This window comes from Marinitenerispora sediminis, from assembly GCF_003336425.1.
Taxonomy (GTDB): domain Bacteria; phylum Actinomycetota; class Actinomycetes; order Streptosporangiales; family Streptosporangiaceae; genus Marinitenerispora; species Marinitenerispora sediminis.
The window spans coordinates 1-19,493 of record NZ_QEIO01000010.1; the positions used below are offsets into that span (position 1 = coordinate 1).

Annotated in this window: 21 protein-coding genes and 1 riboswitch; of the genes, 5 read left to right on the top strand and 16 right to left on the bottom strand. The window is 72.4% G+C overall.

Annotated elements, in window-relative coordinates; translation table 11 throughout:
- The 6 genes from DEF28_RS02960 to DEF28_RS02980 form a co-directional block, all read right to left on the bottom strand.
- Window positions 1-1,162: DUF418 domain-containing protein (locus DEF28_RS02960; RefSeq protein WP_114446103.1), on the bottom strand; the 1,162-nt coding region annotated here is incomplete at its 3' end.
- A 205-nt stretch (window positions 1,163-1,367) separates the two neighbouring features.
- Window positions 1,368-1,832, bottom strand: coding sequence for a nitroreductase/quinone reductase family protein (locus DEF28_RS02965; protein WP_114396276.1), 465 nt, complete (start codon window positions 1,830-1,832; stop codon window positions 1,368-1,370).
- A 68-nt stretch (window positions 1,833-1,900) separates the two neighbouring features.
- Entirely contained in the window at window positions 1,901-2,032 is a 132-nt protein-coding gene (locus DEF28_RS28770) for a hypothetical protein (protein WP_258861800.1), read from the bottom strand.
- On the bottom strand, window positions 2,029-3,618 hold the full coding sequence (locus tag DEF28_RS02970; RefSeq protein WP_114396277.1) for a BCCT family transporter: 1,590 nt from the start codon (window positions 3,616-3,618) through the stop codon (window positions 2,029-2,031). Before DEF28_RS02970 ends, DEF28_RS28770 begins: the two co-directional genes overlap by 4 nt.
- A 746-nt stretch (window positions 3,619-4,364) precedes the next feature.
- On the bottom strand, window positions 4,365-5,555 hold the full coding sequence (locus DEF28_RS02975; RefSeq protein ID WP_114396278.1) for an acyl-CoA dehydrogenase family protein: 1,191 nt from the start codon (window positions 5,553-5,555) through the stop codon (window positions 4,365-4,367).
- Between the two features lie 322 nt (window positions 5,556-5,877).
- Window positions 5,878-7,137: a CaiB/BaiF CoA transferase family protein gene (locus DEF28_RS02980; RefSeq protein ID WP_114396279.1), complete on the bottom strand. Its 1,260-nt coding sequence runs from the start codon at window positions 7,135-7,137 to the stop codon at window positions 5,878-5,880.
- Between the two features lie 323 nt (window positions 7,138-7,460).
- Window positions 7,461-7,587, top strand: a riboswitch (SAM riboswitch).
- 62 nt (window positions 7,588-7,649) lie between these two features.
- On the opposite strand from DEF28_RS02980, the gene DEF28_RS02985 reads away from it, so the two are divergent.
- From DEF28_RS02985 to DEF28_RS03000, 4 genes are all read left to right on the top strand, one after another.
- Complete coding sequence (locus tag DEF28_RS02985; RefSeq protein WP_114396280.1) at window positions 7,650-8,996, top strand: aminotransferase class V-fold PLP-dependent enzyme; 1,347 nt, start codon at window positions 7,650-7,652, stop codon at window positions 8,994-8,996.
- A 203-nt stretch (window positions 8,997-9,199) separates the two neighbouring features.
- Window positions 9,200-9,982, top strand: a complete 783-nt coding sequence (locus DEF28_RS02990; protein WP_158562751.1) for an SAM-dependent methyltransferase — start codon at window positions 9,200-9,202, stop codon at window positions 9,980-9,982.
- A gap of 405 nt (window positions 9,983-10,387) precedes the next feature.
- Window positions 10,388-10,936, top strand: coding sequence for a DinB family protein (locus DEF28_RS02995; protein WP_233515066.1), 549 nt, complete (start codon window positions 10,388-10,390; stop codon window positions 10,934-10,936).
- 188 nt (window positions 10,937-11,124) lie between these two features.
- Window positions 11,125-12,243 carry a hypothetical protein gene (locus DEF28_RS03000; protein WP_233515060.1) on the top strand — a complete coding sequence of 373 codons (1,119 nt, stop codon included), beginning with the start codon at window positions 11,125-11,127 and terminating at the stop codon, window positions 12,241-12,243.
- 78 nt (window positions 12,244-12,321) lie between these two features.
- Here the strand turns inward: DEF28_RS03000 and DEF28_RS03005 are convergent, their stop codons facing one another.
- The 9 genes from DEF28_RS03005 to DEF28_RS03045 form a co-directional block, all read right to left on the bottom strand.
- Window positions 12,322-12,786 (bottom strand): hypothetical protein, encoded by a 465-nt coding sequence (locus tag DEF28_RS03005; protein ID WP_114396283.1) that lies wholly within the window; start codon window positions 12,784-12,786, stop codon window positions 12,322-12,324.
- The gene (locus tag DEF28_RS03010) at window positions 12,767-13,318 is read right to left on the bottom strand and encodes an HAD domain-containing protein (RefSeq protein ID WP_114396284.1); all 552 of its coding nucleotides are present in this window, start codon (window positions 13,316-13,318) and stop codon (window positions 12,767-12,769) included. The genes DEF28_RS03005 and DEF28_RS03010 overlap by 20 nt, the downstream gene beginning before the upstream one ends.
- A gap of 3 nt (window positions 13,319-13,321) precedes the next feature.
- Window positions 13,322-14,230, bottom strand: coding sequence for an aminoglycoside phosphotransferase family protein (locus DEF28_RS03015; protein ID WP_114396285.1), 909 nt, complete (start codon window positions 14,228-14,230; stop codon window positions 13,322-13,324).
- Window positions 14,231-14,289: 59 nt separating this feature from the next.
- Window positions 14,290-15,027 carry a hypothetical protein gene (locus tag DEF28_RS03020; protein WP_114396286.1) on the bottom strand — a complete coding sequence of 246 codons (738 nt, stop codon included), beginning with the start codon at window positions 15,025-15,027 and terminating at the stop codon, window positions 14,290-14,292.
- 86 nt (window positions 15,028-15,113) lie between these two features.
- Window positions 15,114-15,956 (bottom strand): helix-turn-helix domain-containing protein, encoded by an 843-nt coding sequence (locus DEF28_RS03025; RefSeq protein WP_114396287.1) that lies wholly within the window; start codon window positions 15,954-15,956, stop codon window positions 15,114-15,116.
- Window positions 15,953-16,489: a DUF6879 family protein gene (locus DEF28_RS03030; RefSeq protein ID WP_114396288.1), complete on the bottom strand. Its 537-nt coding sequence runs from the start codon at window positions 16,487-16,489 to the stop codon at window positions 15,953-15,955. The genes DEF28_RS03025 and DEF28_RS03030 overlap by 4 nt, the downstream gene beginning before the upstream one ends.
- Window positions 16,490-16,494: 5 nt before the next feature.
- Window positions 16,495-16,704 carry a hypothetical protein gene (locus DEF28_RS03035; RefSeq protein ID WP_114396289.1) on the bottom strand — a complete coding sequence of 70 codons (210 nt, stop codon included), beginning with the start codon at window positions 16,702-16,704 and terminating at the stop codon, window positions 16,495-16,497.
- A gap of 179 nt (window positions 16,705-16,883) precedes the next feature.
- Window positions 16,884-17,069, bottom strand: coding sequence for a DUF397 domain-containing protein (locus DEF28_RS03040; RefSeq protein ID WP_114396290.1), 186 nt, complete (start codon window positions 17,067-17,069; stop codon window positions 16,884-16,886).
- Complete coding sequence (locus tag DEF28_RS03045) at window positions 17,056-17,877, bottom strand: helix-turn-helix domain-containing protein (RefSeq protein WP_114396291.1); 822 nt, start codon at window positions 17,875-17,877, stop codon at window positions 17,056-17,058. The genes DEF28_RS03040 and DEF28_RS03045 overlap by 14 nt, the downstream gene beginning before the upstream one ends.
- 205 nt (window positions 17,878-18,082) lie before the next feature.
- Here DEF28_RS03045 and DEF28_RS03050 point away from each other — a divergent pair, with 205 nt between their 5' ends.
- On the top strand, window positions 18,083-18,625 hold the full coding sequence (locus DEF28_RS03050; RefSeq protein WP_114396292.1) for an ATP-binding protein: 543 nt from the start codon (window positions 18,083-18,085) through the stop codon (window positions 18,623-18,625).
- A gap of 22 nt (window positions 18,626-18,647) precedes the next feature.
- Here the strand turns inward: DEF28_RS03050 and DEF28_RS03055 are convergent, their stop codons facing one another.
- Window positions 18,648-19,433: a nucleotidyltransferase domain-containing protein gene (locus DEF28_RS03055; protein WP_114396293.1), complete on the bottom strand. Its 786-nt coding sequence runs from the start codon at window positions 19,431-19,433 to the stop codon at window positions 18,648-18,650.
- Between the last annotated feature and the right edge of the window lie 60 nt (window positions 19,434-19,493).

Consider the following 19,493-nt stretch of genomic DNA (forward strand, 5'->3'; position numbering starts at 1 on the left):
GCGGCGCGGCCGTGAGCAGCAGCAGGCTCACCGCGCCCCACAGGCCCAGCACCCACCACGGGCCGGTTCCGGCGAACCTGGCGGCCAGACCGAGCCCGAAGCCGTAGCAGGCCAGCACGCAGAGCACGTTCTGCAGCACGTAGCCGGAGAGCGCGGTGCGGCCGAGCGCCGCGAAGGCGCCGCTGACCGGGCCGGGGCGGCGGATCCGGTCGACCACGAAGCCGACCAGCCCCACGTAGCCGAGCGCGAGCACCGGCGCGGCCACGTAGCGGTCCACGAGGGCCAGGCTGTCGCCGGCCAGGGTGGTCGCGAGGTTCAGCGGGAGCCCGAGGCCCAGCCCCCAGTACAGCATCCGCGCCCGGATCCGCCGCCCGGCGGCGTCGTCGCCGAACGCGCCCGCCCGGAACAGCCGCACCCCGAGCAGGAAGAGGAACATCAGCAGCGGGAAGGAGATGACCGGCTCGATCCGCAGCACGAGGGCGTTCGACAGCCGGAACGCCACCTGGTCGAGGTAGCCGCCCTCGGCGTACAGCCGGACCACCTCGGCGTCTGCGGCGGCGGCCGCGCCGCCGGGCGCCTCGGAGCCCGCGGCCGGCTCGGCGCCCATGGCCAGCGTCAGCAGCGCCATGATCGCGAGGTGCAGGCCGGCCAGCGTCCACATGACGGCGTTCTGGACGCGCTGCGAGCGGGTGAGCAGCCACGCCACCACGAGCGCGGTGACGGCGTAGCCCATGAGGACGTCCCAGGCGAAGACGAGGACGAAGTGGACCGCGCCTTCGGCCAGCAGGAAGAGCGCCCGCCAGCGGTAGGGCCCCGGCCAGCGGGCGCCCCGCTTCGCGGCGGACCGGAACTGGATGGCCAGCCCCACGCCGAACAGCAGGGTGAGCAGGGCCAGGAACTTGCCGTTGGCGAGGAACCGCAACGCCGTTTCGGCGGCCGCGGCCGGGCCCGGGTCCGCGAGCAGCGTCTGCGCCGTGCTGAACGAGCCGCTGTTGGTGACGATGCTCGCCTCGCCGCCGGCGGCGGTGAACAGCCAGACATTGGTGCCGAGGGTGCCGATGATCGCCACACCCCGCAGGATGTCCAGGAGGGCCGACCGCTGTGCGGCGGCTGTCGCCGCGGTGTCCGCCCGGCGCGCGGGCGTGGCGGCGGTCGAATCCATGGAAGGGGTCCTTCCCGGTGGAGGGGGTCGCGCGGCGGTCGCCGCGATGCGACCATCGTCGCCACCGGAAGGGGGCGGCCGCTTCCTCCGGGGGAGGGAGAACGGCTGCCGACTTCGATGTACGTGCGCGCCGTGTCCCGCCGGCGGGATACGGGGCGAAGGGGGCGGGCCGCCGCACGGCGGCCCGCCCCGCTCCGTCCGGCCCTCAGAGCCGGACGGTGGTGCTCCGTACGATCTCGAAGACGGGGTGGGCGTCGGCGATCTCCACGAACGACTCCACCGGGGCGCCGGGCTCGACCTCGAAGTGCGGCCCCACGACGGCCGCCCGCGGGTGGTCGAGGTAGTCGCGCAGCACCGGTGCCGCGCGCAGCGGTCCGACCTCGGTGACGCTCACCAGCTCGATCCAGCCGCCGCGGCGCAGCGTCGCGAAACCGTCCTTGCGGATGTTGCGCACCCAGCCGACCGGCCCGTAGGGAGCGACCAGGAAGCGCCCCTGGTCGTTCTCCACCAGGCTTACCGGCGTGGTCCGCAGGAACCCCGACTTGCTGCCCCGCGTCGTCAGCAGGTGGAGCTCGGCCGGGCCGATCCCGAACTTGACGAACCCGCCGATGACGGCGTTGGCGGTGCGCCGCAGCTTCGTCATTTCGAACCGCTTGGTCTGCTTGGCCATGCCTTCTCCCTATCACGCGTCCCCCTCCATTCTGGGGGCGCGCGCGGGGCGGCGGCGCCCGCGCGGCGTCAGCCGGCGCCGGCCACCGGTGCGGAGGACGGGAGCGAGCAGTCCGGGGCCGCGACGTCGCCGAGGTCGCAGGCCCGGTGCCGGACGGCCCGGTCGCGCGCCCGCACGCCGTCGCCGGCCGTGGCGGTCACCTCGGATCCCCGCCGCCGCGGGTGCCACCCGCCGCGACGGCCGGCTCGGGGACGGCGGAGGTGGGCCGCCGGGCCGGGGCCGCCATGGCCGGGTCGGCCTTGAGGTCCTTCCAGAAGGCGAGCACCAGTCCGCCGATGACGAGGACGAAGGGGGCGGAGGACACGATGACGGTCTGCTGCAGCGCCTGGAGCCCGCCCGACAGCAGCAGGATGACGGCGACCGCGCCGGTCATCCCGCCCCAGAGCAGCAGGACCGGGGTGCGCGGGCGCTGGCTGCCCTCCGAGGTCAGCATGCCCAGGACGTAGGTGTTGGCGTCGGCGCCGGTGATGAAGAACAGCGCGGCCAGGAGGACCACCGCCGCCGAGGTCGCGGCTGGCAGCGGGAACTCCTGCAGCAGCGCGAAGAACGCGTTGTTGATGTCGGCCGCGGTGGCCTCGGCGACGCCGCCGCCGCGGTAGAGGTCGGTCTCGATGGCGGAACCGCCGAAGACCGTGAACCAGGCGAAGAACGCCGCGCTCGGCGCGCCGATCACGACGCCGACGAACTGCCGGATAGTGCGCCCTCGGGAGATGCGGGCCAGGAAGACACCGACGAAGGCCCCCCACGAGATCCACCACGCCATCATGAAGTAGGTCCAGCTCTGCATCCAGGCGAGGTCGCCGAACGCCGCGCCGCGCAGGCTCATCGTCAGGAAGTCGTTGAGGTAGCGGCCGACCGACTCGAAGAAGACGTTGACCAGGAACGCGGTGGAGCCGGCGAGCAGCACGAAGGCGAACAGCAGCCCGGCCAGCACCATGTTCCCCTCGCTCAGGTAGCGGATGCCGCGGTGCACGCCCGAGACCGCCGAGGCGGTGAAGAGCAGGGTGGTGACCACGATGATCACCACCTGCGTGGTGACGCCGCTCGGGGTGCCGAGCAGGCGGGCCAGCCCGTTGTCGATCTGCAGGGCGCCGAGCCCCAGCGAGGTGGTGGTGCCGAACAGCGTCGCGAAGACGGTGAACACGTCGATCGCGGTGCCGAGCGGGCCGTCGGCCCGGCGGCCGAGCAGCGGGCGGAAGATCGCGCTGATCAGGCCGCGCCGGCCCCTGCGGTGCGTCGAGTAGCCGAAGGCCAGGCCGAACAGCGCGAACACCGCCCAGGCGTGCAGCCCCCAGTCGTAGAAGGAGTACTGGAGCGCCACCACCGCGGCCTCCGGGCTGCCCGGTTCGGCGAGCTGGTGCGGCGGCGCCATGAAGTGGGAGACCGGTTCGGCGACACCGTAGGAGATGAGGCCGATGCCCATCACGGCCCCCAGGATCATCGCGATCCAGGAGTGGGTGCGAAACTCGGGCCGGTCGTCGTCGGCGCCGAGGCGGATCGTGCCGAACCTGCTGAGCGCGAGGAACAGCAGGAAGCCGAGCAGCAGGACGGGGACGGTGAGGTAGACCCAGCCGAACCGGCTGGTCAGCCAGCCGAGCGCGCCGCTCATCACGGCCATCTGGTTCTCCGCGCCGAACACGCCCCACAGCACGAAGAGGGCGGAGACCCCCACCGAGATCCAGAACACCGGACCCAGCCGGGTCCGCGGTGTGGTCTCCGGTCGCATGTGCGTCTCCCTTCCGCCGGCGGGTCCGCCGCGGGGTGGTGGAGTGGTGCGGGACGAGGCGAGATGCCGCGCGGGACGCGCGCCCAGCCCGCCGAGCTGCCAAAAGTACTACTTCCGCTGCGCCGGGCTGTCCGGCGAGGTCCACGGCGACGCGGTGCCGGCCGCCGCCGCGGCATCCTCGGCTACACTCCGCGCGGGCTCGTGGGGGTGGCGGGGACCGTCGCCGCCGTGGAACTCAGTCGCCGCTGGCCGCGAACCAGGCTGGTGCGGGCCCTGACCAGCGGCGACGCGTTCGCGGTCGATCTGTCCGAGCACACTACCCCGGTATCGCCGCTGGCGCTCGCCCCGCTCCCCGGGCCGGCGGATCCCCGCCCGGACCCGGGAGCGCGGGCGGGCGAAAAGCGTGTGGATCACCACCGGCGGGGAGCCGCTGGCCGGCCCGCTCGTCCCGCTCAGCCGGGCGGGCCGCGGCCGCCCGCCACCGGGCGTCCGGAGAGGGCGGCCGCGACCAAGCTGCGACGCACGCCCCGGACACCCTCCTGGCAACGCGTTGCGGAGAACCGACGACCAGCCGCCGGGTGCGGCGGCGCATGGGCGGCCCGCCACGGCGCGCCGACTCCGAACCGCCGCGCCTGGCACCCACCAGACATCCACCAGACATCGCAACCACTCGACGGGCGCTCGCCTCCGGCGGGAGGAACGCGGGCGTCCGGTGGCTCCGCCGGCGCCACCGGGCCGCGCGCCGGTCAGCGGAACGCCGGCAGCCCCGTGACCGCCTGCCCGATGCTGAGCGCGTGCACCTCCTCGGTCCCCTCGTAGGTGGCCACCGTCTCCAGGTTCAGCATGTGGCGCAGCACCGGGTACTCCAGCGTGATGCCGTTGGCGCCGTGGATCGAGCGGGCGGCGGCGGCCACCCGCTGCGCGGCGGCGACGTTGGCGAGCTTGCCGAAGCTGACCTGGGTGTGGTGGCACTGCCCGGCGTCCTTGAGCCGGCCGATGCGCGCCGCGGTGAGGTTGGCGTGGTTCACGTCCACGACCATGTCGGCCAGTTTCCGCTGGGTCAGCTGGAACCCCGCGATGGGGCGGCCGAACTGCACCCGGGTGCCCGCGTAGTCCAGCGCCGCGAGGTAGCAGGCCCGCGCCGCTCCGGCGGCGCCCCAGACGATGCCGAACCGCGCCTCGTTCAGGCAGGACAGCGGCGCGCCGAGGCCCGCCGCGGCCGGCAGCCGGGCGTCCTCGGGCAGCCGGACGCCGTCCAGCACCAGCTCGGAGGTGATGGAGGCGCGCAGCGACAGCTTGCGGTGGATGGTGGTGGCGGTGAACCCGGGCGTGCTGGCCGGCACCAGGAAGCCCCGGATACCGTCGTCGGTGGCCGCCCACACCACGGCGACGTCGGCGACGGACCCGTTGGTGATCCACATCTTGGTGCCGTCGAGGACCCAGTCGGATCCGGACCGGCGCGCGCGGGTCCGCATCGAGCCGGGGTCGCTGCCGGAGTCGGGTTCGGTCAGCCCGAAGCAGCCGATCGCCTCCCCGGCCGCCAGGCGCGGCAGCCAGGACGCCTTCTGCTCCTCGGAGCCGTACTTGTGGATCGCGGCCATCGCCAGTGACCCCTGGACCGAAACGAAGCTGCGCAGCCCGGAGTCCACGGCCTCCAGCTCGCGGCACGCGACACCGTAGGCGGTGGCGCTGGTCCCCGCGCAGCCGTAGCCGGTCAGGTGCATCCCGAACACCCCGAGCCCGCCGAACGCCTTCGCGAGGGCCCGGGGGTCGGGGATGGTGCCGGCCTCGAACCAGTCGGCGACGTTGGGCAGCAGCTCACGCGCGGCGAAGTCGCGGACCGTGTCGCGGATGGCCTGCTCCTCGCCGGTGAGCGCGGCGTCGACCGCGAGGAAGTCGTCGGGGGCGGGGGCCGCGGGCCCGCGCTGCTCGGTCATCGGATCTCCTTGGGTGGGTGCCCCGGCCGGAGCCGGGAAGGTACGTGTGAGCTGGATGTTCGCGGTGCCGGTCCACCGCGGTCCACCGGGCCCGGCCGGGACGCCCGCGATCCGCCGGACCGTCCTCGGGCGGGTGCTCCTCCTCCAGGGGGTGATACCACCTCCGTTCCCCGGGCCGGGCGGCGCGGAACCGGATGCGCGCTGTTCGGCGGCACCGGCCCGGCGCCCGGACCGCCGGGCCCCGGGCCGCCCGCGGCCATGGGGAGGGCCCGCTGCCCGGCGATCGCCCCTGGCACTGGATCGGCCGGTCGGCGGCCGGCCGTCAGCGGACCTCGTGCTGCCGGACCGCGCCGCGCTCGACCAAGGCCGCGATCCGGCCCTCGGACAGTCCCAGTTCGGTCAGTACCGCGGCCGAGTGCTGTCCGAGCAGCGGCGGCGGCAGCGTGGTCGGCCGGGGTCCGTCGCCAGGCCGTTCGCCGGCATCGGGATCCGGCTCGGCCGGCACCCGGAAACCAGCGCGCACGAGGTCGAGGAGGCCGGCCGTGGGGTGGGGGAGCGCGAGCGTCGCGTCGTCCCCGGCGGCGTCCGCGGCCCGCAGCGCCTCCAGGACCCCGCGGACCCGACCCGCGGGCACGCCCGCCGCCGCCAGGCGGTCCAGCCACTCGGCGGCGCCGCGCTCGCGCAGCGTCCCGGTGAGCGCCGCCACCAGTTCGGCGCGGTGCGCCACCCGGCCGGGGTTGTCGGCGTAGCGGGGGTCGGCGGCGAGGTCGGGGCGCTCCAGCGCGGCGCACAGCCGCTGGTACAGGGCGTCGTTGCCGGCGGCGATGACGATGTCGGCGTCGGCGGTGGGGAACGCCTGGTAGGGCACGATGGAGGCGTGGGCGTTGCCGTAGCGTCCGGCCTCCGTCCCGGTGACGAGGGCCGACTGCGCCACGTTCACCAGCCCCGACAGCGCCGATCCGATGAGCGAGGCGGTGACGTGCTCGCCGCGGCCGGTCGCGCGGGCGCGCACCAGCGCGCCCAGGACCGCCACGGCGGCGTTCAGCCCGGTGAGCACGTCGGTGATGGCCACGCCGACCTTCACGGCCGCTCCCGCCGGCTCCCCGGTGACGGCCATGAGGCCGCTCTCCGCCTGCACGACGAGGTCGAAGCCCGGCCGGTCCGGCGGGCGGTGGTCCGGCCCGAAGCCGGTGACGGAGCAGTACACCACCGCGGGGTTGCGCTCCCGGACGGCGGCGTAGTCCAGCCCGAGCCGGGCGACCACCCCGGGACGGAAGTTCTGCACCACGATGTCGGAGCGCGCACACAGCTCGCGCACGGCGGCCAGGCCCTCCGGGTCCTTCAGGTCGACGGCCAGGCTGCGCTTCCCGCGGTTCACCGCCAGGAAGTACGCGGCCTCGCCGCCCGCCCACGGCGGCCCCCAGGCACGGGTGTCGTCGCCGCGGCCGGGGTCCTCCACCTTGACGACCTCGGCGCCCAGGTCGGCGAGCAGCATGGTGGCGTAGGGCCCGGCGAGCACCCGGGAGAGATCGGCGACCCGCACGCCCGCGAGCGGACCGCCGGCGCCGCCCGGCGCGCTCACCGGACCGCCTTCGTCCGGTCCGGCGCACCGGCGCGCCCGGGGGAGCGGCCGGCCCGGCCGGCGAGGTGATGGAAGCGGTCGTGGCCGTGCACGCTGGACGTGCCTCCCTTCACGCGGCCCCGCGGTGCCCGGGCCGGCCGGTGGCGCCGGCGCCCGTGCCGAGGGCGAGCACGACCAGTATCCCCGACCGGACGCGCCGTGGCCGGGCGGGCGCCCGATCGCTGACCCAGCGGCACGGCCGCCGCGGAGAGACCCCGATCACGCGCCGGACGGGCCGCCCCGGCTTGCCGGGAACCGGACAACGTGCGCTATAGTCACCCGCAGGTCATGAGCGCCAGCGTCAAGCCCCGGCTTGCTGGCCGGCAACCCTCCTTCCGCGGTGGGGTGCCCCGGGTGAGGACCAGGTCGAGACACGACCGAGCAAGCAACCGTGTCAGGCAAGCGCGGACCCCTCCCGTGCCAGCACCACCGCGTGCACCCCGGGGTCCCCGGACCCATGGAGGTGCCCTGTAATGACCGCTGTCGCCGACAACCCGCTCCCGGAGTCCGCGATCACCCCCGCTGCGGGCGAGGAGGCCGTCGGTGTCGTCGGCGCCGACGTCCGCGTCCCGCTCGTCACCGGCGAGTGGGTGGAGTACGCGAACTTCGACTACGCCGCCAGCGCCCCGTGCCTCACCGCCGTGCACCGGAGGCTGGAGGAGGCGCTGCCCTACTACGCCAGCGTGCACCGCGGGGCCGGCTTCCACTCCCAGGTCAGCACCGACGCCTACGAGCGGGCCCGCCGCTCGGTGGCCGACTTCGTCGGGGCGCGGCAGGGCGACGCCGTGGTGTTCGTCCGCAGCACCACGGACGCGCTCAACCTGCTCGCGCGCTCGGTGCCCGACGGCTGCACCGTCGTCGTCTTCGAGGCCGAGCACCACGCGAGCCTGCTGCCCTGGCAGCACCGGGGCAGCCGGGCCGGCCGCGTGGTGCGGCTGCCGCTGCCGGCGAGCCCCGGTGAGGCGGTCGAGGCGGCGCGCTCCGCGCTCGGCTCGGCCCCGGAGGGCCCGCGGCTGCTGTGCGTGACGGCGGCGTCCAACGTCACCGGCGAGATCTGGCCGATCGAGGAGCTGACCGAGGTGGCGCACTCCGCCGGTGCGCGCATCGTGGTCGACGCCGCGCAACTGGTGCCGCACCGGGCCTTCAGCCTGGCCGCGACCGGCGCGGACTACGTCGCCTTCTCCGGGCACAAGCTGTACGCCCCGTTCGGCTCGGGCGTCCTCGCCGGGCGCACCGACTGGCTGCGCGCCGCGGCGCCCTACCTCGCCGGCGGCGGTGCCACCGCCAACGTCACCGAGGACGGGGTCCGGTGGAACGACCTGCCGGCCCGGCACGAGGCCGGCAGCCCCAACGTGCTCGGCGCCGTCACCTTGGCCGCGGCCTGCGATGTCCTCAGCGCCGCGGACCAGGAGCGGCTGCACGAACGCGAGCAGGCGCTGCTGCGGCGGCTGCGCGACGGGCTGGCCCGCATCCCGGGGGTGCACGACCTCGGCCTGTGGGGTGGCGACCACCCCCGCGTCGGGATCGTGTCGTTCGTGGTGGACGGGCTCGCCGCCGACCAGCTCGCCGCGGCGCTGTCGGCGGAGTACGGCGTCGGCGTCCGGGACGGCCTGTTCTGCGCCCACCTGCTGACCCGCCGGCTGCTCCCCTCCGGCCACACCCAGGCGGTGCGGGCCAGCCTCGGCCTGGGCACCACCGAGGAGCACGTGGACCGGCTGGTCGGCGCCGTCGCCGAGTTGGCGACGCGCGGCCCGAGGTGGAACTACGAACTCGTGGACGACCGGATCGCCCCCGTACCGGATCCGCGCCCGCGCCCCTGAGAACGCGGCGGAAGTCCCGGTCACCCGCACGGAGTACGCATTACCGGCCATTGAATTGCGCGCGGCGGATAAATAACCGTGGAAGCGGTACCATCGGGCGCTAATGAAAGGGCCACGGGACGTCGCGGGATTCGGAAGGCGCTGGCGCGGAGCGCCCTCCCGGTCACCGAGCCCTGATCAGCCGACGGTCGGGGAGCGTGATCGTGACTGACGATCGGCGGGCAAGGCACATCGAGCACGATCCCCCCGCGCTCGACGTGCCGCTTCCGCGCGTCATCCGGGTCGAGGACTACCTGCGGCGCTCCGGCCGGGAGCGTCCGCCCACGGAGGGCCGGCCCCCCGAGAACACGCGCCTTCGGCAGGCGAAACGCGGATTTCTGTGGCGGGCGGTGAGCCATTTCGCGGCGGATCTGCGGATCGCGCAATTCGTGGACGTGGGCTCGCGGCTTCCGGTCGCGGACGGGATCCACCACGCCGCCCGCCAGTACGTTTCCGACGCCCGCGTCGTGTACGTCGACACCGACTCCGCGGTGTCGCTGCACGGCCGGGCGTCGTCGTGTACGCGGACCGTGCCGGTGGTACGGGCGGCTGGCGAGCGGCCGGAAGCGGTCGTCGCGGCGCTCGGCGCACGCGGCCTGGTCGACTACGCGGAACCGGTGGCCGTACTCATGGTGGAACCGGACGCGGTGCGCGCGGCCGGGCTCGTTCCCGAGGAACTGGTACGCGCCTTCCACGCGGCCATGTGCCCCGGCGGGCGCATCGCCATCGCCCAGCGCCGCGTTACCGGCGAGCGGCCCGGGAGCGGGCCGGTGCACCCCGCCGGCGCGGTGCCGGACGCGTGGGCCCGGGAGCACGCCGCCGCGCTGTTCGGGCCGTTTCCGCTGGTGGAACCGGGGCTGGCCGACATGGCCTGGTGGCCCTATCCGGACGAGGAGGTGACCGCGACCGGCGTCGGCGTGCTGGCCGGGGTCGGTCGGCGGGTCTGACCCGCCGCCTGAGCGGGCGGCCGGCGGCGCCACCGCGCGACCACGCCCGCCGGGCGCGGGTCCGCACGCGGGACCGGGGCGGCGACGCCGTACGGGAGCCTCCGCGGCGGTTGCGCAGGCCGTCCGGCGCGAGGTCCGGACGGCCGGTCTCCGGACTGCCGGGTGAGCCGCCGGCCGGCCCGGCCCGGCCAGCCGTTGCCGGGTGCGCGGTGGTGGCACAACGGCGGCTCCGCTTCGCCGGTGCGGTGGACGCGACGGGGGCCGCTCCCGCCCCCTCCCTGAACGCCGCGTCGGCGAGCCACCGGATCGGGCGGGAGAATGGCAGGACTGGTGCCGGGTGACGAGCCGGCCCGCGATGTGCGGAAGGGATAGAACACCTCCATGTCGGGCAGGGGGAGACGTGTGTTGAACTGGACCGCCGAGATCCTCGGGCAGCTGGAGTTCTACTGGGAGACCTCGCTGCGTCCGGGGCTGATCGGCCTGGGCGACGACGAGTTCTACTGGGAGCCGGTCGAGGGCTGCTGGTCGGTGCGGCGGCTCAGCGACGGCACGTTCGCGCCGGACCGCGAGTGGCCCGAGCCGGTGCCGCCGCCGGTCACCACCATCGGGTGGCGGCTCGGCCACATCGTCGTCGAGGTGCTGGAGATGCGGGTCGACCACCACTTCGGCGGGCGCACGATGATGCTGGAGAACGCGGCCTGGCCGGGCAGCGCTGACGAGGCGATGCGGCGGTTGGAGCGCGCGTACGCGGCCTGGTGCGCCGGGGTCCGCGCCCTGGACGCCGAGGACTTCGCCGCGCCGGTCGGCGCAGCCGAACCGTCCGAGTGGGCGGAGTTCCCCTTCCTGACACTGGCGCTGCACGTCAACCGCGAGGTGGTCCACCACGGCGCCGAGATCGCGCTGATGCGGGACCTCTACCGCAGCCGTCCCGGCGTGGGGCGGGACGCGCTCTGAACCCGTTGTGAGTCGACCGACCGCCTGAACAGCGGAAACGGTCGGTGTTCCCCGAATCTGCCGCCGAACTGGCTTGTCATCCCGGGACTTTCTGCGGAAATTCGTGATTCCCGGCGAACCCAACGCGGGGGTCGCACGTCCTACGGACAGATCCAGAGTGATCACCGAGCGGAACGGAGTGTGACCGTATGACGAAGACCGGGGGTCGGCAGCGTGCCGGTGCCGTGCGGGGCCGGCAGATGGTGCGCGTGACGGCGGCCACGGCCGCGGCACTCGCCACGACGGCGGCGCTGGCGGGCCCGGCACAGGCGGAGGACGGATGGCGCCTGGCGTACGGATCGCCGGAACTCGGCGGCACGTTCGACGTGGTCGCCGCCGCCGACGCCGGGAACGTCTGGGCGTTCGGCATCGCCGACGACGGCGGCCCGACCTGGATCCACCGCTGGGACGGCGCCGACTGGCAGCGCGAGGAGCTGCCGGCGGACTGGACCCTCCGGCCGACCGTGGCCGACGCCTCCGCCGCGGACAACGTCTGGGCAGCCGGGGTGTCCGAGGACGGGGCCAGCACCCTCCACTACGACGGCACCGCGTGGCGTGCCGTCGAACTGGACCCGGCGCTGGTCCCCACCGACATCGAGGCGCTGTCGGAGGACGAGGTGTGGCTCCTCTCCGAGCCGGTCGACGGCTGGGCGCGCGCCGCCTACTTCGACGGCGAGGTCTGGCGCGACTACCCGGCCCCGGAGTCGACCGCCAGCGCCGTCTCCGGTGTCGCCTCCGACGCGGTGTTCGCGGCCGGCTACGACGGCGACCAGCCCAGCGTCGAGCGCTGGGACGGCACGCGGTGGCAGCCGATGGACGTCCCCGAGGTGGACCTCCCCGGCGGGGAGCCGTCCGCCGGCTTCACCGACGTCTACGCCCGCGCGGCCGACGACGTGTGGGCCGTCGGCGACATCCACTACGTGGACGACGACGAGCGGAACCGCTACCTCCCCCTGCTGGCGCACTGGGACGGCACGGAGTGGACGGTCGAAACCGGCGAGTCCGAGGGCCGCTACTCCGGCGTCACCGACGACGGCGCCGGCGGCCTGTGGATCAAGGACGGCAGCTGGGACGGCGACCTGGTGCACCGCACCGCCGACGGCGAGCTGACCCGGTACACGCCCACCCAGGACGGGTACGAGCTCCACATCCCGAAGCCGACCGCCATCCCCGGCACCACCAGCGTCCTCGCCGCCGGCCAGGCCTACCCCGAGGGCGACCCGGACGTTCCGGTCGGGTACGGAGTGGTGTTCGCGTACGGGCTGTGACCCGGGGCGACAACAAGTGATCCGGCGGCCGGGCTGATGCCCGGCCGCCGGATCCGTTCTTGGGGGGCCCGACACCGGTCACGCCCCGCTCGTTCCGGGAGGCGGCGAGCAGGCCGTCCGGAGCAGGCGTTCCACCCGTTCGAGGTGAGCGCAGGGGAAGAACAGGTGGACGTCGTCCGACGTGTCGGCGCCCACTCCGAACGCGTCCGGGACCACCGGGCGGACGGCCAGCCACGAGTCGGCGGTTGCCCACCGCCGCAGGCCGGCCCGCAGCTCCCGGTCGGTGCTGACCATGGTGATGAGCCGCTGGGCGTCGGCGGCGCGGAGCTTGAGCCACACACGGCCCCGGTGGAAGTCGATCCATCGCGGGTCCCCGGAAAGCAGGCCGGGATGCGCCTGGAGGGACTCGCCGTAGTCCTGGCAGCTGGCCCGGGTGCGGATGCCGAGGTTCCACAGCAGGGAGATGAGCCGGACCAGCGCGAGGTCGACGTGCACGGTCCGCCCGTCCGGAGCGGTGAGGCGTTCACACGGGTGCCGTGGCATGGCCCTCCTCGGTGATCAGGCCGACCGCCCACAGCCGGACGGCCTGGATGTGGCCGCGCCGGAGCCCGACGCGGGGGTCGGGTTGGATGAGCAGAGTCGGCGTCCCGGCGCGGGTCCGCTGCGCCGCCCACGCGTGGTCGGCGTCGGTGAAGTCGTCATCGATCCATGCCAGCGGTCGATCGGCTGCCCAAGTGCTGACAGAGTCGCGTTTCCACAGGTAGCCGTGGGGATGCGGAGTGGTGATGTCCGGACGCCCCAGGTCGATGTAGGGCTGGGGGCTCAGGCCGATGCGGCGGCCGACGCACCCGTCGGCGTCGGCCATCCAGCTGCTCGCCCACACCGGTCGGACGAGGCCCATCGCGGCGGTGGCGCTGATCCACGCGCCGTGGCGGGGATTGAGCCAGACGAGGATGTCGCGATGGCCCTCGGGGGAGACTCGGTGCGGGCGGTAGCCGGGAGGAACGGACCCCTGTGGGCCGGGGAAGGGATTGAGGACCCCGTCAATGTCGATCAGTAGGGCGGGGGGTTCCATGCTTCACACCTTCAGCAGATGGACCGCGTCCTGGACGTGGCGGCGGACGACGCGGACATAGACGTGGTCGGTGGAGTGGTCGGCGATCCAGACAGCGGCCTGGGCGAGGAACCATTCCACGACCCAGACGCGGTGCCAGCCGAGTGCCCAGTTCTCGGCCGGCAGCCCGCCCCGAATGGCGCGCGCCTGGCCCGGTCCGCCGGCCGCGACGTAGGCGTCGATGATGTCGCGGGTGCGCGCGGGGTCGGGGACGTCGACAGTGCCGTGCCAGGACGCCAGGTCGATCAGCCCCGGGCCGGCGAACGCGCGCGCCAGGTCGTAGAGGCGGCGGCGGTCACCGCGCACGTGCAGGCTCTCCGGGTGGAACTCCGAGTGCACCCAACCGAACGGCGGCGTGCGGACGCCACGCGCCCGGGGGAGGGACGCTTCGTCCAGTGCTTCGAGGGCGTCAGCAATGTCGCTGGTCTCGTTCCACCGTCCGGCTGCGCGGAGCCGGGCCAAGTGCCCGACCGCCCGCCCGGGGAGAGTGGCCAGCCACTCCGCCGAGCCGATCGGTAGGTGGTCCGGTACGGGGGCGGCGTGCAGCGGGACGATCGCCGCGACGGCGTCGGCATCGGTCGCCTCCCGCTCAGGGGCGCCCATGTCCTCCAGGACCATGCCCAGCGCGGTGGGCGTACGCACCGACGTGATTACCTCGGGGACGTCGATCTCGGCCGCGCGCAGACGGGACAGGGACCGGGCCTCGTCTAGGAACGGCTGGACGGCGCACTTGAAGATAACGGTTGCGCTGGGAGTGTCCAGGCGTTCGACATGGGACAGCGCCCAGTCATGCAGGACGTCGCGCTTCCGGGCCGTCTGTCCCGCGCGACGCAGGACGGTATCGCGGAGCTGGTCGATGTCGGCGGTGTACATGGGGCCTCTCGTCGGCGAAGGGAGGCTCCCCGCCGCGTGGGGAGCCTCGTCGGACCGGGTCAGCTCACCGCGAACGACTGGACCCGGGACATCCACTCGTCGCGGAATCCGGCGAGTTCGTCGCGGATGCGGTCCATTGGAGTGCCGTAGGGGGCGACGACGCCGCCCCGGCTGTCGGGGACGGACTGACAAGCGTGCACCAGCCTCCCGCCGAGGGCGGCGTGCGCCTTGATGCCCTCGATGCGGCGGTTCTCGTTGAACCATCCGCCGTGGAAGACCTCGTCCAGCATGCCGGCGGTCTCCCGGTCGAGGTCGTAGACCACTTTGGCGGCGTCGACGAAGAACCACGCCGGGCCAACGTTGCTGATGGTCCCGTCGGGCTCGACCTTGTTGAGCGCTGTGAGGGTGGAGACCTCGGCGAGCATCCGCAAGTGGTCCGCGGTCACCCCTTTCAGGCCGAGCGAGGGCAGGTGCTCCTCGCGGAACAGGAAGCCGTAGACCTGCCAGGCGATCCGCAGCACCTCGGCCGGGTCGGTGGTCGTCCGGCCGTGTTCGGCGATGAAGTTCAGCGCGATCTGCTCGATGGACTCGGTGGGCGTCTCGTTGACGGGCAGCAGTGCAGCGGCGACCTTCTCCCAGTCGATGACCGTCCACGTGGTGGACTCGACGCGGAAGTAGTACGAGGCCGGATCGATGGTGAGCGTCCTGCCGGTGACGGTGATACCGGGGATGCGGTTCCACCGTGTGTCGAAGGTGTGCGGCAGGTCCACGGTGATCGGAGCGATCGTGATTGCCATGCAAGGACCGTATGACGAAGCGTCTCGACGCCTCCTGGCGATTGCGCCGGATTGCGGCGCTGCTGGCTGGTGTTGCGCGAAGTCGCTTACGGCCGGGTGAACTGATCCCGTGCGCGGGTGATGAGGCGGTGCGCCTTGTGCTCGTAGATGGCTGAGGCGGCCATGAGATTCCAGATCCTGCGGTAGAGGGCCACGTCGTCGGTCGAGTCGAGCCACAGCTCGGCGTTCCAGGTCTCCACGACGACGAGGCGTTCGTCCATGATCCAGAAACCGTGTTTCGGTGAGAAATGGGTACGGACGCCGAACGGGATCACGCCGAGCGTGACGGTATCCAGCCCGATGACACCACACAGGCGGTCGAGCTGGGCGGCCATCGCCTCCGGGGCGCAGCGCGCCACGTGCAGTGCACCCTCCCAGATGAGGGCATGAAAGTGGCGGCCAGGTCGATACAGCACTTCCTGCCGCTGCATTCGGGCGCGCACGCCGGCTTCGATGTCGCGTGGCGAACCGATGCGGTCGGACACGTCGGCGAGGACACCGCGGGCGTATTCGGGAGTCTGGAAGAGGCCGGGGATGATGCCGGACTCGAAGACATGGATCGTCTTGGTCTGTGCCTCGCGGAGCGCGCTCGCTTCTTGGACGGCTCGATGGCCCGCGGCGAGATGGCGCTTCCAACTGCGGTAAGCCGTTTCCAGCCCTCGCAGGCGCCCCTTGAGTTCGCTGAGTACTCCGGTGGCTTCCAGCGCGTTAGCCCATGCTTCCAGGTCGGCGACCGTAGCGGTCTGCCTGCCATTCTCCAGACGTGAAACTTTGGACGGCTGCCAGCCGAGACGTGCGGCAAGCTGCTTGCCGGTCAGACCGGCCTCGGTGCGCAGTTCGCGCAGCCGCGCACCGAGGTTTCTCCGGCCCTGTTGAAAGTCGGTGCTCACCCCGGTGACGGTACCTGTCTGAGGATGTCGTCCCGCTTGACGGCGTGGTGCCATGCCGCGTCCCGGATTTGGCAGAACTCGACGATGCGCGCCGGCTCCTCGACCAGTTCGGAGCCGAGAAGCTCGTCGTCCTCGTCGAAGTGCAGGACCAGCGCGCGGCGGGAGTCGAACAGCCAGAAGTCGACGGCGGGGAGGCTGAGCTTTTCGGAGTCTGCCCGCCAGAGGTTCCGGATGTCCTCGCCCGCCGCGATGTTGGACGCGGCTGAGGTGAGAAGGTAACGCTGGCCCTCCGTGGGCGGGGAGTCAAGGATTCGCACCCGCGCGAACCACTTGCCTTGGCGTCGCTGCTCCCGGACGTTCGCACACCACGGCCGGTGGCTGTCGTCCGGGAGCGGCTCTCCGGCGAGGAACCGTCGGTATTTCTCACTGGCCCGGTCGCTGGCGTAGCCACGTCGGGTTTCCAGGCGCCACACGGTGTGCTGGAAACTCTGGAAGTAGTCCCCGAAGGTGGCTTCGTCGATGTAATCCGCCACGTCGATCAGTCCTTCAGCGGGAAGCGGGTGAGTAGCTCGCGCGGAACCACGACGAATGACTCCCCGTCCAGCACATGCTGGAACTGGGTGAGGTCCTCGGGATCATTCACGGTGTAGCCCTGCACGATCACCTCGCCTGTGTCGACGTCTTCGTACAGCGTCGGGCAATTGCCGTCATCAGAGGTCGACCCGATCACGCGAATCCTGCGCGCCATGGGTCCCCTTTCTTGTCAGTGGTGTCGGAGATCAGGATGCGCGGGATGACGCGTGCCCGCTGCTCGATTGCGCGGAATTGCGCGAGGAGGTCATGCGACTCCGCTCCCCCGAGACGGCCTGCAATGAACCGGCGGCCGGGCTGATGCCTGGCCGCCGGTTGCGTTCTCGGGGCGGGGGGTCACATCGTGTGGGTCTTGAGTTCGTGGAGGAGGGCGGTCCATGCGTCGGGGGAGAAGGTGAGGTGGCCGAGGTGGCGGTGTTGGGTGTCGCGGACGAGGACGGCAGGTCCTTCCGCTACCTCCACACAGCTGCCTTCTACAGCGCTGTAACTGCTCTTGTGCCACGTGGACTCATGCTCGAACATCAAGGTTGTCCCTGACCTTCCGGACCAATTCGCTGCTTGCGCGGGGTGAGAGCGCTTCGGACTGGAGGACACCGAAGATCGTCGCGCACTGTTGGATCTTCATTGTGTCGTCCAAAGTCATCTCGCCTCCCATGTACTCGGCTGAGGCGACCTGAGGAGTATCCACGAAGGTGTAGATGCGAAATGGCCCTGACGCTCCCGGGTGGCACTCTGCGTCTGGAGCCATGACCTGGAACCGGATGGCTTCTCGCTCGATCAGTCCCAGGACGTGCGTGAGCTGCTCCTTGAGCACCTTCTGTCCGCCGATGGCGCGTTGGATTACAGACGCCTCCACCACCATTGACACCAGAGGTGGGGCCTCCTTCTCCAGGATGTGCTGCCGCTGCAGCCGGGACCTTACCCTGCGTTCCCGGTCCGTTGGAGTGATCCAGGGAGCACCTTCACGGTACACCGCCCGCGCATAGTCCTCGATCTGGATCAGCCCCGGAATCAGTTGCGGCTGGTACTCCCGCAGTTCGGTAACCCGGCGTTCCAGCTGCTCGACCTCTTCGTACCACACCGGTAGCGGGTCCGGCGCGTGTGCCTTCGCCCACGCCCGTGCGATAACACCAGACGTGTTGAGTGCTCGGTCGAGCTTCTCTGCCTGCTTCCCGGTCATCCCCCGAGTCCCGCATTCCCAGGCGGAGATATGCGAGGGCACCATCTGCATTTCCTTGGCGACCTGTGCCTGCGTCATCCCGGACCTGATTCGGAGTGTCCGGATTTCCCGACCGAGACGACGCCAGGCCGGTTTGATTTTGCGATCCATTAGCCCGCCTTCACAACCGGTTCACGACCGACTACACCAGTGCAGCACGGTGGCGCCTCTGTCGAGCACCGGTTCTGACCTTTTGTATCCGAACGGTGATCTACCTGGTCCGAGGCGTTCGGTGTCGTTCATGGTGGTGCCAGGGGAACTCGCTAACGGTCTGCGAGTTTCCAATGGTTATGGGATGAATTGAAGGGGCGCGCCAATGAGTGCAACCGTCATAGTCGCGGATAATTCCGACGAACAACGCGAGGACAATTACGTCACCCCGCTTCCCCGCCGAGCCACGACATCGGCCGACCGCGCCGCCGTCGACCCGGACGGCTCCGCCAGCCCCGGTACCGGCTACGCCATCACCATCCCCGGGGACCCGGCCCAGGCGGCCGTGCTTCGGCGGCATGTCCGTTTCGTCGCCGCGCTGCCCCGCGACGAGAGCGAGGTGCTGGAACAGCTCGCCAGTGAACTCTTCAACAACGCGGTCATCCACACCCGCTCCCGCCTGCCCGGCGGCAGTGTGACGGTCACCGTCGCCAAGCTGACCGACCCCGCCCGGACCCAGATCAAGGTCATCGATGACGGCACGGAGGACGACTCCGCCGCCCCATGTGTCCAGCCCACCGACCCCGATCGGGTCGGCGGGCTGGGAATGTTCCTGGTCGATCACTACGCCGACCGCTGGGGGACGCTCCGCGGCCCCGACGGGCGGACCACCGTGTGGTTCGAGGTCGACCGGCGCCCGCCCGCGTGACGCTCGGACCGCGGGTGTCGTGCTACGCGGCCTCTGCCGCCCACTCCCGCCACGTCCGCTGGTGCGCCTCCACCAGCCAGGCGTTCGCCCAGGCGGAGTCGGCGCGCTCGGGCAGGTCGGAGCTCTCGCTCAGCGCGACGAGACGCGCCTCCAGGTCCGCGGCGGCCTCCAGAGCCTCGTCCCGGGTGTGCCGGCCCTGGCGCAGCTCGCGCAGCCAGGTCCGCCACGGCTCGGGTACCGGGACCGGCATGCGGCCGGTCTCCAGCAGGCCGACACCCTGCACGCCCAGGCGCACCATGTGGTAGGCGTACTTGGTGTCGAAGCCGTAGGCGGCCACCAGCTCCGGGCGGTTGGTGTGCCGGGAGCCCTCCCCGGTGAGGCCGGCGCGCTGCGAGCGCAGGTAGCCGCGGAACCGCCGGGCCGCGTCGCGGGAGACGAAGCGGTGGCCCTCGGCGCGCAGCTCGCGGCCCAGGTCGGTGCGGTGCGTGACCTCCGCCTCGGGCACGTACAGCGGCAGCAGGACCGTCGGATTGCCGGCCAGGGCCAGCCGCATCCACTTGCGCAGCGCGTACACCACGAGGTCCAGGTCACCGGGGCCGGAGCGCTCGCCCTCCCCGGCGGTGCGGAAGATGTACTGCTCGAACTGCCGCAGGCCCGCCACGTACTCCGGCGGCTCCACGCAGACCCCCATCTCGTCGCGGTCGTCCTGGCCGTCGATGGCGGTGCCGTGCACTCCGGAACCGACCTGGCAGCGCAGGATCGTGCCGCGCTCCGCCAGCCGGGCGAACTCGTCGGTGGAGTGCCGCATGCTCCGCCTCCCTCGCGTGGATCCAGGGCCGCGCGGGTGCGGCCCCCCGGAGTTCCCCGG

What these genes read in the sequence shown, in the direction of transcription:
- DEF28_RS02965 (WP_114396276.1), bottom strand. Translation starts at nt 1,832, where the DNA reads ATGGCCAAGCAGACCAAGCGGTTCGAAATGACGAAGCTGCGGCGCACC.
- DEF28_RS02970 (WP_114396277.1), bottom strand. Translation starts at nt 3,618, where the DNA reads ATGCGACCGGAGACCACACCGCGGACCCGGCTGGGTCCGGTGTTCTGG.
- DEF28_RS02975 (WP_114396278.1), bottom strand. Translation starts at nt 5,555, where the DNA reads ATGACCGAGCAGCGCGGGCCCGCGGCCCCCGCCCCCGACGACTTCCTC.
- DEF28_RS02985 (WP_114396280.1), top strand. Translation starts at nt 7,650, where the DNA reads ATGACCGCTGTCGCCGACAACCCGCTCCCGGAGTCCGCGATCACCCCC.
- DEF28_RS03000 (WP_233515060.1), top strand. Translation starts at nt 11,125, where the DNA reads ATGACGAAGACCGGGGGTCGGCAGCGTGCCGGTGCCGTGCGGGGCCGG.
- DEF28_RS03005 (WP_114396283.1), bottom strand. Translation starts at nt 12,786, where the DNA reads ATGCCACGGCACCCGTGTGAACGCCTCACCGCTCCGGACGGGCGGACC.
- DEF28_RS03010 (WP_114396284.1), bottom strand. Translation starts at nt 13,318, where the DNA reads ATGGAACCCCCCGCCCTACTGATCGACATTGACGGGGTCCTCAATCCC.
- DEF28_RS03015 (WP_114396285.1), bottom strand. Translation starts at nt 14,230, where the DNA reads ATGTACACCGCCGACATCGACCAGCTCCGCGATACCGTCCTGCGTCGC.
- DEF28_RS03020 (WP_114396286.1), bottom strand. Translation starts at nt 15,027, where the DNA reads ATGGCAATCACGATCGCTCCGATCACCGTGGACCTGCCGCACACCTTC.
- DEF28_RS03035 (WP_114396289.1), bottom strand. Translation starts at nt 16,704, where the DNA reads ATGGCGCGCAGGATTCGCGTGATCGGGTCGACCTCTGATGACGGCAAT.
- DEF28_RS03040 (WP_114396290.1), bottom strand. Translation starts at nt 17,069, where the DNA reads ATGTTCGAGCATGAGTCCACGTGGCACAAGAGCAGTTACAGCGCTGTA.
- DEF28_RS03045 (WP_114396291.1), bottom strand. Translation starts at nt 17,877, where the DNA reads ATGGATCGCAAAATCAAACCGGCCTGGCGTCGTCTCGGTCGGGAAATC.
- DEF28_RS03050 (WP_114396292.1), top strand. Translation starts at nt 18,083, where the DNA reads ATGAGTGCAACCGTCATAGTCGCGGATAATTCCGACGAACAACGCGAG.
- DEF28_RS03055 (WP_114396293.1), bottom strand. Translation starts at nt 19,433, where the DNA reads ATGCGGCACTCCACCGACGAGTTCGCCCGGCTGGCGGAGCGCGGCACG.